This is a genomic window from Ensifer meliloti (assembly GCF_030064585.1).
GTDB lineage: Bacteria > Pseudomonadota > Alphaproteobacteria > Rhizobiales > Rhizobiaceae > Sinorhizobium > Sinorhizobium meliloti.
This window is the reverse complement of sequence record NZ_CP120366.1, coordinates 1,121,432-1,133,948: the sequence shown is the minus strand read 5'-3', so window position 1 is coordinate 1,133,948 and position 12,517 is coordinate 1,121,432. Positions and strand designations below refer to the sequence as shown.

General features: G+C 59.6%; 11 protein-coding genes. 5 read left to right on the top strand and 6 right to left on the bottom strand.

The window, feature by feature from the left end:
• The first annotated feature begins 32 nt into the window (after positions 1 to 32).
• Together PZL22_RS30040 and PZL22_RS30035 are read left to right on the top strand one after the other, a co-directional pair.
• Positions 33 to 1,805, top strand: coding sequence for a GMC family oxidoreductase (locus tag PZL22_RS30040; protein ID WP_284718739.1), 1,773 nt, complete (start codon positions 33 to 35; stop codon positions 1,803 to 1,805).
• A complete protein-coding gene (locus PZL22_RS30035; RefSeq protein WP_014528476.1) occupies positions 1,806 to 2,351 on the top strand; it encodes a c-type cytochrome in 546 nt (181 codons plus the stop codon).
• Between the two features lie 459 nt (positions 2,352 to 2,810).
• Here PZL22_RS30035 and purU read toward each other — a convergent pair whose 3' ends face one another.
• The 6 genes from purU to mocR form a co-directional block, all read right to left on the bottom strand.
• Positions 2,811 to 3,695: a formyltetrahydrofolate deformylase gene (gene purU / locus PZL22_RS30030; protein ID WP_127624141.1), complete on the bottom strand. Its 885-nt coding sequence runs from the start codon at positions 3,693 to 3,695 to the stop codon at positions 2,811 to 2,813.
• A gap of 41 nt (positions 3,696 to 3,736) precedes the next feature.
• Entirely contained in the window at positions 3,737 to 4,552 is an 816-nt protein-coding gene (locus tag PZL22_RS30025) for a 3-methyl-2-oxobutanoate hydroxymethyltransferase (RefSeq protein ID WP_088196027.1), read from the bottom strand.
• A gap of 46 nt (positions 4,553 to 4,598) precedes the next feature.
• The gene (locus PZL22_RS30020) at positions 4,599 to 5,825 is read right to left on the bottom strand and encodes an NAD(P)/FAD-dependent oxidoreductase (RefSeq protein WP_284718738.1); all 1,227 of its coding nucleotides are present in this window, start codon (positions 5,823 to 5,825) and stop codon (positions 4,599 to 4,601) included.
• 41 nt (positions 5,826 to 5,866) lie between these two features.
• On the bottom strand, positions 5,867 to 6,184 hold the full coding sequence (locus tag PZL22_RS30015; protein ID WP_014528473.1) for a MocE family 2Fe-2S type ferredoxin: 318 nt from the start codon (positions 6,182 to 6,184) through the stop codon (positions 5,867 to 5,869).
• 51 nt (positions 6,185 to 6,235) lie between these two features.
• Entirely contained in the window at positions 6,236 to 7,321 is a 1,086-nt protein-coding gene (locus tag PZL22_RS30010) for a fatty acid desaturase family protein (RefSeq protein ID WP_127701653.1), read from the bottom strand.
• A 128-nt stretch (positions 7,322 to 7,449) separates the two neighbouring features.
• Complete coding sequence (mocR, locus tag PZL22_RS30005; RefSeq protein WP_014528471.1) at positions 7,450 to 8,964, bottom strand: rhizopine catabolism transcriptional regulator MocR; 1,515 nt, start codon at positions 8,962 to 8,964, stop codon at positions 7,450 to 7,452.
• A gap of 115 nt (positions 8,965 to 9,079) precedes the next feature.
• Between mocR and PZL22_RS30000 the strand changes: the two genes are divergently transcribed.
• The 3 genes from PZL22_RS30000 to PZL22_RS29990 all read left to right on the top strand — a co-directional run bounded on the left by PZL22_RS30000 (position 9,080) and on the right by PZL22_RS29990 (position 12,275).
• Complete coding sequence (locus PZL22_RS30000; RefSeq protein WP_046066541.1) at positions 9,080 to 10,009, top strand: sugar ABC transporter substrate-binding protein; 930 nt, start codon at positions 9,080 to 9,082, stop codon at positions 10,007 to 10,009.
• Positions 10,010 to 10,274: 265 nt separating this feature from the next.
• Entirely contained in the window at positions 10,275 to 11,228 is a 954-nt protein-coding gene (locus PZL22_RS29995) for a Gfo/Idh/MocA family protein (protein WP_014528469.1), read from the top strand.
• Between the two features lie 165 nt (positions 11,229 to 11,393).
• On the top strand, positions 11,394 to 12,275 hold the full coding sequence (locus PZL22_RS29990; RefSeq protein ID WP_127701652.1) for a polysaccharide deacetylase family protein: 882 nt from the start codon (positions 11,394 to 11,396) through the stop codon (positions 12,273 to 12,275).
• Positions 12,276 to 12,517 lie beyond the last annotated feature (242 nt).

Genomic DNA, 12,517 nt, shown 5'->3' with positions numbered 1-12,517 from the left:
TTGCTCGCGGACAAGCAAGGCGGACCTGAATAATGGCAAGAAATACAAAGGCTGATGTCGTCGTGGTTGGTCTCGGCTGGGCAGGCTCGCTCATCGCCGCGCAACTCTCTCATGGAGGCATGAGAGTCGTCGCGATAGACCGAGGCCCCCGGATCGATCCACAGACAGATACGCCGCTTACTGTTGATCCAGATGAGTTGCGCTGGAGCTCACGCAAGGAGTTGCTGGCAAAACCGCGTGACAACACTCTCACCATGCGCAACACACTTGACCAGATCGCTGTTCCGCAGCGCGAGCTAGGTATCCTTGAGCTTGGGGGCGGCGCTGGAGGTCAGGGCTTCCACTGGGCAGGAATGGCCTGGCGCTTTACGCCGTGGGACTTCCAGGTTCGTACCGAGACGATCAAGCGATATGGTATGCCCCGCGCCGAAGACGGCGAGCTGCAGTTGCAGGACTGGGGTCTCACCTACGATGACCTGGAACCAGACTATGATGGCTGGGAACGCATTGCGGGCATCGCTGGCAAGGCAGGAAATCTTAGGGGGAAGGTGACTAACGAGGGCAATCCATTCGAAGCACCGCGATCGCGGGACTACCCAACGCCGAAGCTGAAAACGCTTCGCATGATGGAAATTTTCAACAAGGCGACATCGGAGCTTGGCCTAAATCCGTTCACCATTCCCGCTGCGAATGTCTCTGAGGCTTACGCCAATCCGCTCGGCGCTCACCTAGCGCCATGCACCTATTGCGGCTTTTGTCAGTACCACGGATGTGGCAATTACTCGAAATCAACCCCGCAAACGTGCGTCTTTCCATACCTACAAAAGGAACCGAACTTCAAAGTCATAAGCAAAGCCTGTGTCACCCGCGTCAACAAGGCTGCTGACGGCAGAACGGCGACTGGCGTTACCTACATCAACGAGAGCGGCAAAGAGATTGAACAGCCGGGCGATATTGTCTGTCTAACCGCCTCCCAGATGGACAACGTTCGGTTGCTGCTCGTGTCAGGTATAGGCAAGCCGTATGACCCGCTCTCAAGCGAGGGCGTAGTCGGCCGCAACTTTAGCTACCAGACAGTGTCCGGTGCAGATCTCTGGTTTGAAGGAGACAAAATTAATCCATTTATCGGCGCGGGCGGCCTCGGTTCGCAAATCGACAACTACAACGGAGACAATTTCGACCACTCGTCGCTCGACTTCATCGGCGGAGCAGGCATCCTTACCCTTTCGCGTGGTGGCGCACCGATTGCCAAGACCAACAATCTTCCCCCGGGCACGCCCCGGTGGGGCTCGGGCTTCAAGAAGGCGTATTCGAAGTACTACCAGAACCATGGCGTGCTGTTCAACCAAGGTACGTCAATGCCGACCAAGCACGGCTATATTGACCTAGATCCAACCTACACGGACCGTTTCGGGATCCCGCTGCCGCGATTGACATACACGTATTCCCGAAACGACCGTGCGATGGCAAAGTTCACCAAAGAGCGGGCGGTAGAAATCGGGCACCAGATGGGCGCGTCGCACGTTGCCCCCTTCGACTTTGCGCAAAAGCCGTTCACCACGGCAATCGGAGCGTCGAACCACACGATCGGCGGCGCTGTCATGGGGGCCGATCGATCCACTTCCGCGGTAAATTCCTACCTGCAAGCCTGGGACTGCCCCAACACCTTCGTCATCGGCGCTTCCGCCTTCCCCAACAACGCTGGCTATAACCCGACAGGCACCGTCGGTGCGCTGGCGCTTCGCGCAGCACGTGCGATCCTCGAAAAATACGTCCGCCACCCCGGTGAATTGATAGAGGACTAGATGAGTATGATATGCAAATACCTCATTGGCGTGGCAGTCATTGCGACCCTCGGCGGCACCGGCTACCGCGCTTCGGATCGCTTCAATTTCCAATCGAGAGTCTCTGATGACAGAGCCGCATTAGCGGAGCTCATGTGGATGGACAGGGCTGCTGTCGCAAGCGGCGAACGTCCTGGGGCAAAACCTCCTACACCGGTCCCGGCGCACTCCCGTGAGTTGTCAGGGTCTGAGCTGTATGAGGTCAGTTGTTCAGCTTGCCATGGCCCTAAGGGTGGAGGCGTCGAGGGGTTGGTGCCACCTCTTGCCGGAAACGCCACGCTTGCGAGCGGTGAGCCCGAATACCTGATACAGACCATATGTAATGGCGTTAGAGCGGAGGAGTCACGAACGGGAGCAGGAATGCCACCCTTCAACCAAAAGCTGAGCAATGGACAGATTGCCGCCCTCTCAACCTACGTCCGTGATATCGCCGGCAATACCGACTCCCCCATCGAAGCGGAGAACGCAGCGTGCGAGCGGAGGGCGTCCACGCCTGGGGAGGAATAGAGACCAACTCGGGACTTACCGCCGCTCCTATTGCTAATTGCGGCGGCACCTTAGGCAATTTCGCTCAAGCGCGACAACGAAATCGCCCGCGTGAGGCGACAATAGCCGACGACCTACGCCATTTTCTTGCTCGACGGCTGCTTGTGGAGCTGAAGTGAGGGCGACAGCATCGCGGGAGTGAGCGCGCCCGGATCAACATCGAGTTTCATCATTTCGCCTTTCAAGCGAGGCCCCAAGCGCTGAGAGGTCTTCCTACGACATTCGTTGGAAAGGCTTTGTTGCGATCGCCACTACTTGGAATCTCCCTCTTCGCGCTTAACGGTGAGCCGCTGGGTCACACGCAGCCATGCTGACTGCAAACCGTTCCGATGCCGACGGTCTTCGAGCAAAGCAAGTCGGGCCTCCGGCATCGACCACAACCGCGGCGATCTGTTTGCCTGCAAAAGTTTGGGCCACCTCCTACCCCATTCGTTCGGAGGCGTAGGAACCCGGGCTCGGCGGGAAGACGACGACGCGGTTGCCGTTGATGAAGCAGCGGTGGTGGATATGGGCGTGCACGGCGCGGGCCAGCACCTGGCTTTCGACGTCGCGGCCGATCGAGACGTAATCCTCGGCCGACTGCGCATGGGTGATGCGGGCGATATCCTGCTCGATGATCGGACCCTCGTCGAGATCGGCGGTGACGTAATGCGCCGTCGCGCCGATCAGCTTCACGCCGCGCTCATAGGCCTGCTTGTAGGGGTTCGCCCCCTTGAACGACGGCAGGAAGGAGTGGTGGATGTTGATGATCTTCCCCGACATCTTCTTGCAGAGCGCATCCGAAAGCACCTGCATGTAGCGGGCCAGCACGATCAGTTCGGCGCCGGTCTGCTCGACGACATCCATCAGCTGGGCTTCGGCCTTGGGCTTGTTCTCCTTCGTCACCTTGATGTGGTGGAAGGGAATGTCGTGATTGACCACGACCTTCTGGTATTCGAAATGGTTGGAAACGACGCCGACGATGTCGATCGGCAGCGCACCGATCTTCCAGCGATAGAGCAGGTCGTTCAGGCAATGGCCGAAGCGCGACACCATCAAGAGCACCTTCATGCGCTCTGCGGTATCGCGGATTTCCGCCGTCATGCCGAAACGCTTCGCCACCGGTTCGAACGCTTCGCGGAGCTCCTCGGCCTTTGCGCCTTGCTCGCTGATGAAGGCCAGCCGCATGAAGAAAAGACCCGTCTCGAGGCCGTCGAACTGCGACGAGTCGACGATGTTGCAGCCCTTTTCGGCGAGATAGCCGGAGATGTCGCCGACTATGCCGCGCGTTGATTTGCTGGTTATCGTCAAAACATACTTGTGCATGGTTTGTCCTTGCTTTGCCGCCTCGAAGCTGTGAGCCACAGTCACCGTGCACGAAAATCAGCTTGTTCCTGTGGCTCAATCCAGCTCAGAAAAGAGTCAAGCTCCTCCGGCGCTATGCCTACGAGGTGCGCCTTTCCCGGATAGGCGCCGGATCGCACATCCTCGGCATACTCACGGAAGGCTGAAATGCGCTCCTGCTGCAGCCGGTCCAACTCGGAGGTGAAGTTGCGATAGACCTTGGCATGGCGCGGATAGTGGCCGCGGTTTTGCCCGAGCACGTCCTCGGCAAAGAGGTATTGGGCGTCGCATCCAGTACCCGCGCCCATGGAGAGCATCAGCAGCGAGGTTCGCTGCGAGATCGCGGCGGCGACTTCTCCTGGCACAACCTCGATCTCGGCCGCGAAGGCGCCTGCCTCTTCGAGTGCCTTCACCTGGCGCCAGATCTCGAGCGCGCTTTCCGCCGTCTTGCCGACGGCGCGGAAGCCGCCGGTCCAGGTGGCTTTCGATGGGATCAGCCCGACATGACCGCAGACCGGAATTCCCTCCTCGCGCAGCCGCCGGACCGTCGAAAGCCCCGCGGCGCAATAGACGGCGTCGCCGCCGGCACGCATCGCCTGGAAGGCTGCGCGAAGATAGTCCTCAGCCGTTACGAAATCGTCGAGCCCCGGAAAGGCAAAGACAGTAGGTGCCGCCTCGCGGAATTCCGACCCGAGCAGCGCCGGCGGAACGGAGACGAGGTCGATGCCCGCCTTTTCGGCCGCTTCCGCTTCCTCGAGCGTGACGACGCGCAGCATGATGAGCTGCCTCTTACCCTTCATAGACAACAGATCGGCGACGGTCGGGCGGCGATGTTTCATGGAAATCTCCGGCACTTGTGAGGGTTAATGGCGAGTCTGGCGGCGTTCAGACCCCCAAGAGTTTCTTGAGCTTGGTCTCGGGCGAGGCGAGTGCTGCCGGGTCTGGCCGACTGCCTGTGGCGATCAGCATTTCGGCCAGCCGGATATCGCGAGCGACGGCGTTGCCCGGGCCGATCGCGCTCGCAGCGATCAGCCGGCCCTCACCGTCGAGGTGGAAGAGAATGAAAGCGTCATCCGAGAGATCGCGCCTGACCGTCACCGCAGCATCGTCGGCCAGGCCGGCGATCTGGAGGGTTAGCTCGTATTGATCCGACCAGAACCACGGTACGCTTGCGACAAGCTTGGCCGCGCCCATCAGGTTGGCCGCGACCAGCGTTCCCTGCTCCTGAGCATTGCGCCAAGCTTCAAGCCGCACCCTCCGGCCGTGATAATGCGAGAGGGGAAAAGAACAGCAGTCGCCCGCGGCAAAGATGTCTGGATCGGATGTGCGGAGCGTCTCGTCGACGGCGATGCCATCTTCGACTGCAAGCCCCGCGGCTTCGGCAAGTTCCGTGTTCGGAGTAGCGCCGATGCCGACGACGAGGAGATCGGCGGCGATGCTGCCGCCATCAGCAAGAAGTATATTCGCGCCATCGCCCTGATGCCGTATCGTCGCAATCCGCGCGCCGCAGAGGATTTTGACGCCCTCGCGCCGGTGCCGTTCGTCGACGATCGCGGCAATCTCCTTCGGCACTCCGCGCGAAAGGATACGCGGCAGGCCCTCGATGACGCCGACCTCGGCGCCGAGCTTGCGGGCGGTCGCTGCGAGCTCGAGGCCGATGAAGCCACCACCGATGACGGCGAGCTTCCGGCCGGGCGCGAGCGCGGCGCGGATCGCCAAGGCGTCGGCATGCGTCCTCAGCATGCGAATGCGTTCGGAGTTTTCAGGTGCGCCGGGAAAGACCCGCGGCCGAGCACCGGTTGCAAGAAGCAGCCGGTCATAGGCAACGGACCGGCCATCGGCGAGCTCCACCGCCTTTTCGTCGCGGTCGATCCTTGCGACCGGTGCGTTGGTCAAGACCGTGATTCGGGCCTCCTGGTACCGCATGGCATCCGCCAGATATTTCGGGGGCGCGGCAGCGGCCAACCCCTCCTTCGAAAGCGGCGGCCGCTCATAGGGAAGGTCCGGCTCGGCGCCGATCAAAGTGATGCCGCCGTCGAAGCCCTTTTCCCTGAGGGCGAAGGCCGCCCGTGCGCCGCATTCGCCCGCGCCAACGATCACAATACGGCTCATGCTCTCCTCCCTCTTCGCTCCCGGCGCTCCAAACAGCGGCTTCAGGAAATCGCCAGGAAGACGCTGCCCGCCTCCACCTTCACGGGATAGGTCCGAAGGTTCACGCAGACGGGTGCACCGTTGGCCTGGCCGGTTTTGTAATTGAAGCGGCCGTTGTGCTTCGGGCATTCGATGATGTCGTCCATAACAAGGCCATCGGCGAGATGGATCTGCTCGTGCGTGCAGAGCCCGTCGGTGGCGAAGTACTCGTCGTCAGGGCTGCGATAGACGGCGAAGGTGCGACCCTCGTGATCGAAGCGAATGACGTCTTCCTCATCGATTTCATCGGCCGCACAAACCTCGACCCAGTTCGAGCTCATCGTGTTTCCTCCATTCGCTAATTTGTTTTGATTGGCGCGCCGGTTCACGCGTCACGCGGCGGCGTGAACGACGCGGTCATTGTGGAACTCTTCGCGATAGGGCTTTGCCGTCGGCGGCAGCTCGCGTTTCAGGAAGTAGTCCTCGTTGCGCAACTGCCTTAGAAAGGCTGGGATCATTTCCCGGTAGCCGCGAAGGATCGAAGGGTTCGCTGCCGGCAGGTCGTGCTTGATCATGGCGTGCAGCCTCGGCAGCGCGTGATAAGGCACCATCGGGAACATGTGGTGCTCGACATGATAGTTCATGTTCCAGTAGATGAAACGGCTGACCGGATTCATGTAGACGGTGCGGCTGTTCAGCCGGTGATCGGTGACGTTGTCGGCAAGGCCGCCATGCTGCAGGAGCCCGGTCATCACGGCATGCCACGCGCCGTATAGCCGCGGCAGGCCAATGAGCATCAAAGGCAGGATCGAGCCGAGATAGAGCGAAAGCCCGATCGTTCCCGCATAGCTCGCCACCCACATCCGCGCCACGCGGATCGCCTTCGACTGCTCCATTTCCGGAATGAAGGTCTTCTCCTCGGCGCTGACGACGCCAACGGCGTTGCGCACCATGTCGATGGCGGCATACCAGACGTCGATGATGCCGAAGAAGTTGAGAACTAGGCGGATGAGATCCGGCGGCCGCATGACGGCGATTTCCGGGTCACGGCCGACGATGACGGTATCGGTATGGTGGCGGGTATGGCTCCAGCGCCAAGTGACCGGATTGCGCATGATCATGAAGCAGGCAATATGGTACACGATGTCGTTCATCCACCTCGTCTTAAAGGCCGTGCCGTGACCGCATTCATGCCAGCGGCTGTCGGAGGCGGAACCGTAAAGGACGCCATAGGCCAGGAAAAAAGGCAGCGCCCACCAACTCCCCCAGAAATAGATGCCGAGGCCGCCGAGAAGAACCATGCTGCCGAGCCAGATCGCGGTGTCGCGGATGGCTGGGCCATCCTTGCGTTTCATCAGCTCCTTAATCTGCTTGCGTGGAATGTCGGTATGATACCACTCGGCCGCGGCAAGCCCGCTCGCGACCGCTGCCTCGGCATCACGACCAAGCAGACTGTAATCTCGTTTCGTCGGAACCATTGGTTCCCCTCCCGTTCATAATCCCAGTGGATGCTAACGCATGATTGGTCCCTTCGTTAGAACCGCTTTCTAGTTTTTGGAGAGAACCGCTTTTTTTCGCCGGGCTGTCCACGTGCTTGCTCGACTGCTCAGCAACCACGTGGAGCAGCCGTGGCACGGTCGAGAGGGAGAGCGCCGCTGCTCTCCAAAGCCAGGAAGGCTGAACGCAAAGAATTAATCCCCTCGCGCATGGTCTTCGGGTCGATGCCAGCGTAACCTAGTATGGCGCCCTGCTGGGGCGGGCTATGGAAGAACTGTCGTGACAGTGGCGAGAAATTCACGCCCTGCCCCTGTGCCGCCCGCCATAGAACCTCATCCTCAAGCGCCCGTGTGAAGCGCGCGACAAGCTGCATGCCCGCGTCGTTTTCGTCTATTGTGAGCCAGTCAGCGAGATGGCGTCGGCACAAAGCTACGAACACCTTCTGCCGCTCAGCATAAAGGCGGCGCATCCGACGAAGATGTGTGGCGAAGTAGCCTTCGCTGATGAAGTCCGCAAGTGCAGCTTGCAGCAGAAGGGAGGGATAGTGGCCGGTGTTGCTAACAACCCGCTTGAACCCGTCGGCGAGCTGCGGCGGCACGACGATGAAGCCGATCCTCAGCGAGGGGAAGAGCGTCTTCGCAAAGGTACCCATGTAGATGACGCGGCCGGACTTGTCCAAGCCCTGCATCGCAGGAACCGGCCTTCCGCGGAAGCGATACTCGCTGTCGTAGTCGTCCTCGACAATCCAGGCGTCATGCCTCTCTCCAATCTGAAGAAGCCGCAGCCTGTCTTCCATGCGCATCAAGCAGCCTAGCGGCCATTGGCAGGATGGCGTGACGAAAATCAGACGTGGCGACGGCCGGGTCTCGTCTTCCAGCGACCAGCCGTCCCGTTCGACGGGCAGTGGCACGAGTTTTGCGCCGGCGCTTAGCAGCGAGTTCTGTGCGCCGATGTAACCGGGCTCCTCCATCCAGCAAATATCGCCTTCGTCGACGAGCATCCGAGCAAGAATATCGAGGGCGGCCTGCGTGCCGTTGACCACAATCACCTGCTCGGGGGCGCACTCCACGCCCCGTGAAGCCCGCAGGTATTCCGCTATCGCCGCCTTCAGCCGCGGGTGCCCCGTAACCCAATGATAGCCGTAGAGGTCCTCATGGGAATATCGCGCATGCCGTTTGAGCAGCCGTGCCCACGTAGAGAAGGGAAACGCTTTGATCTCCGGGTAGCCAGGATGGAAGGCGATGCGGTCAGGGATCGTCCGGTCTCGCGGCTGAGCGGCCATTCTCATACCGCGGGATGAGAGAGACGGCGCACCGGCCCTGCCGACCGAGTTCCGCGCAGTGACGGCGTCCGCGGGCAGCGTTGCCACCCAGGTGCCCGACCCTGAACGTGATTCCAGATAACCTTCCGCGAGAAGTGCGTCGTAAGTGGTGATCACCGTGTTGCGGCTGACGCCGAGATCCTCGGCCATCATACGGGTGGGAGGGAGCCGTGTGTCAGCCTTGAGATGCCCGGCGAGTATTTCTGCACGCAGCTTTTCATAGAGCTGCCGGTGCATGGGCACATCTGCATCTCTATCGAGAACAAGCATATCCGAGGGGAAGCGGGTGCGTCGCTTGACCAAATTGGCTCCTTCAAAATCGTTGAAAGCTGCTCTTTTCAGTGAGCCAGTATTCCTTCAATCGTTGGCCTCTTCAAGTGTTGGATTGCGCCGGCACTGAAGAGTGGAGGAGAAAGAAATGAAAAAATTCATCATAGGCATCGCGGCGGCTGTCCTAGTGTCGACGGCTGCGCATGCGGAGACCATTGGCGCCTCTATGGCGGTGTTCGACGACAAGTTCGGAACCCTGCTACGCAACGGCATGGAGGACTACGCTAAGACGCTCGACGGCGTGGACCTACAGATCGAAGACGCACTCAATGACGTGGCCAAGCAGCAGAGCCAGATCCAGAACTTCATTGCAGCCGGAGTGGACGCCATCATCGTCCAGCCGGTCGACACCGATGCGACGACCGTCATGTCGAAGCTCGCGGCAGATGCCGGCATTCCGCTCGTCTACGTCAACCGCGAGCCGGTGAACATCGACACACTTCCGGAAAAGCAAGCCTTCGTCGCCTCGAATGAGGTCGATTCCGGCACGCTACAGACCCGGGAAATCTGCAAGCTGCTCGACGGCAAGGGAAAGGCGGTTGTCATCATGGGCGAGCTGTCGAACCAGGCGGCCCGCATGCGCACAAAAGATATTCATGATGTTCTCGCAACCGACCAATGCAAAGGCATCGAGATCGTCCAGGAGCAGACCGCCAACTGGCAGCGCACCCAGGGCGCCGACCTGATGACCAACTGGCTCTCCGCGGGCATCGAATTCGATGCCGTCATCGCAAACAACGACGAAATGGCGATCGGCGCCATCCAGGCGTTGAAAGCCGCTGGGCGCTCCATGGATTCGGTTGTCATCGGCGGCATCGATGCCACCGATGACGCGCTTGCTGCGATGGCAGCTGGCGAATTGGACGTCAGCGTATTCCAGGACGCTGTCGGCCAGGGCAAAGGTTCAATTGACGCCGCACTCAAGCTCTCCAAGGGCGAAGCTGTGGAAAGAAAAATCTATATCCCCTTCGAGCTCGTCACGAAGGCGAATCTCGCCGAGTTTCAGGGAAAGAACTGATCTGATCTGGGGCGCGGTGTCGCCGCGCTCCCCTCCGATGCGAGTTCCGACGGACCTGTGAGTGGGCAACGAGATGACACATTCCGCACCGTGTGGGCTCGACCGAAACCGGGCTACCAAAATAAGGACGATCAAACGCTTACACGTCGTCGGCTTTGGCCGTCACCGGTACATACCCTGCCGTGTGTGTGTGGCAGTGTTGGCCTGCGGCAAAGTCAGGCTGCTTTGAACTATCAGCTATAAAACTCTAACCGTTGGATTTACGATGACCAGATTCCGTCTTGGTTTAGTGGGCGCTGGCCGAATGGGCCAGGTTCATGTTCGTGCCGCTGCTGAAAGCTCGCTCGTCGAGATCGCTGCTGTCGCGGATCCGATAGCCGCTAGTCGCCTTAATTTGGCGGGCAATGGGATCAAAACGTATGAAACCGCCGGTGACATGATAGAAGCAGGCGAAGTTGATGGAGTACTTATCGCAACCCCCAGCAATACGCATGTGGATACAGTCGCAGACATAGCGGCACGCGGCTTGCCTATTCTCTGCGAAAAGCCCTGCGGGGTCACTGCCGAAGAAGCTCGCAAAGCAGCCGACGTGGCAGAACGGTATAAAGTGCACTTGCAGATAGGATACTGGCGACGGTTCGTTCCTGAGCTGAAGCAACTGCGAGATGACATCCGCGCTGGACTGCTTGGCAACCTTTACCTCGTTTCCTGCTTCCAATGGGACGAGGCACCGCCAGCGAATTCATTCCGAGCTACTGGGGGCGGTGCGTTCATCGACATGGGCGTTCATGAATTTGATCAGATGCGCTGGCTCACGGGTCAGGAACCGACCAACTTTCGCGTTGCCACCTCGAAAACTACTTTTGCAGGAGCGGTGAAAGGTGATCCCGACGCTGTTCAGCTGCTGTGCGATTTGTCAGACGGTAGCAGCGGCCTCGTTTCGCTAGGACGGAGATTTCCGCCAGGGGATGCGTGCTGGACTCAGGTCTTCGGCACCTCGGGCTTTGCCGAAGCTCGCTTCTTCTGGCCCCCGGATGGAGAAGCAGTCTTCCTGAATGCCCTACAGGCGCAGCTCGAAGATTTTGTTCAGGCTGCCCGGGGAGGAGCGCCGCGAGGCGCGACCGCTTCAGACGCTGTTGCCGCGCTCACCATCGCCGAAGCAGCCACCGAACTACTGTCGCGGGACCTAAATAAGGCGGAAGGTAACAATGTGCGATGATTGCCGCACCCACTTCGTTCGGAGCTCTTCAACATCCCGGTGTGTTGAGTGGTCGTCGAAGCTGAAGAAGATCCGTCAAAATGCACATCCATTAGACGGCCTCCCGGGGCCGCCACAAATACTTGACTGAGGAAACCGGCTACACGGTCGGGGGAGACTATAAGGATGACTAGTGTTGAGAAAAGCGACAGCGGAGAGTGCGGAACCCCGTTCGTTGTGGTCAATATCGACGACGTCGGCATGTGTCACGGGGCTAATAAAGCTTACCTAGAGCTGCGCCGGCTTGGAGCGGTGGATTCAGGATCTGTCATGGTCCCCTGCCCATGGTTTCCGGAAATCGCCGAGGCAGGCGCGCTGAAACCCGATCTCAATGTCGGTATCCATCTCACACTCACATCTGAGAAACGCCACTACAGGTGGCGCCCTCTAACAAAAGCTACACCTGCATCCGGCCTCTTCGATAGCGACGGCTTTATGTGGCGGAGTGTAGCCGAGCTCCGACGCAACGCCCATCCAGATGCGGTCGAAGCCGAGATGCGTGCTCAGATCGAGACCTTCCTCGCGGCAGGCCTGATCCCTTCGCATGTCGATGGCCACATGGGCGGCGTCTTTGCTCCCGAGTTTGTTGACCGATATGTCGCACTTTCGCTTGAGTTCAAACTACCCACGCTGTTCCCAGCAACCATCGAAGCATACGGGCCTAAACACAATCTGGGAGCAGTTGACCAAGACTCTTACGCGAGCGCAGCCGAGCGTCTCCTAAATGCTGGCGAAAAACTTGCAACTAAAGCCCTTGAGACGCCATGGCACAGGAACCAACCTGCACTCGAGCGGTACCAGGATCTGTATCATCAAATCGAACCTGGCCTGAATTTTCTTTGCCTGCACGCAAATGCGGCAGGAGAGATAGAGGCTATTGAACCTGATTCCGCGCAAATTCGTATCGACGAATATGAGCTTTTGAAAGACCCGTCATTTCTGGACTGGGCGGATAGCCTGTCCCTTCGGCGTGGATCATTGCGGGACGCTAGGGCGACAAGTCGGTGATGAGAAATTCTGCCCCTGATGCCAGTGAATGCGAAGTCCGTAGTGATCATCCCGGCTGGACTCTTGGCAATCGCGATTCCTCTCAGCGGCGCGTAGGCTGCCCCAGCGCAAACTAAAACGCTGGACGACGTGAAGATTGTCTTCGTTACAGCCTTCACCGCAAGCGTAATTATCGGGCCGGTTCCCGCACCGTCCGCAACCGCCGCGCCATATTCCTTTCGGCCGCCACGTTCCTCGATCTT

Excerpts from the sequence above, each read along its gene's own strand:
- PZL22_RS30040 (WP_284718739.1), top strand. The coding sequence starts at position 33 with ATGGCAAGAAATACAAAGGCTGATGTCGTCGTGGTTGGTCTCGGCTGG.
- PZL22_RS30035 (WP_014528476.1), top strand. The coding sequence starts at position 1,806 with ATGAGTATGATATGCAAATACCTCATTGGCGTGGCAGTCATTGCGACC.
- purU (WP_127624141.1), bottom strand. The coding sequence starts at position 3,695 with ATGCACAAGTATGTTTTGACGATAACCAGCAAATCAACGCGCGGCATA.
- PZL22_RS30025 (WP_088196027.1), bottom strand. The coding sequence starts at position 4,552 with ATGAAACATCGCCGCCCGACCGTCGCCGATCTGTTGTCTATGAAGGGT.
- PZL22_RS30020 (WP_284718738.1), bottom strand. The coding sequence starts at position 5,825 with ATGAGCCGTATTGTGATCGTTGGCGCGGGCGAATGCGGCGCACGGGCG.
- PZL22_RS30015 (WP_014528473.1), bottom strand. The coding sequence starts at position 6,184 with ATGAGCTCGAACTGGGTCGAGGTTTGTGCGGCCGATGAAATCGATGAG.
- PZL22_RS30010 (WP_127701653.1), bottom strand. The coding sequence starts at position 7,321 with ATGGTTCCGACGAAACGAGATTACAGTCTGCTTGGTCGTGATGCCGAG.
- PZL22_RS30000 (WP_046066541.1), top strand. The coding sequence starts at position 9,080 with ATGAAAAAATTCATCATAGGCATCGCGGCGGCTGTCCTAGTGTCGACG.
- PZL22_RS29995 (WP_014528469.1), top strand. The coding sequence starts at position 10,275 with ATGACCAGATTCCGTCTTGGTTTAGTGGGCGCTGGCCGAATGGGCCAG.
- PZL22_RS29990 (WP_127701652.1), top strand. The coding sequence starts at position 11,394 with ATGACTAGTGTTGAGAAAAGCGACAGCGGAGAGTGCGGAACCCCGTTC.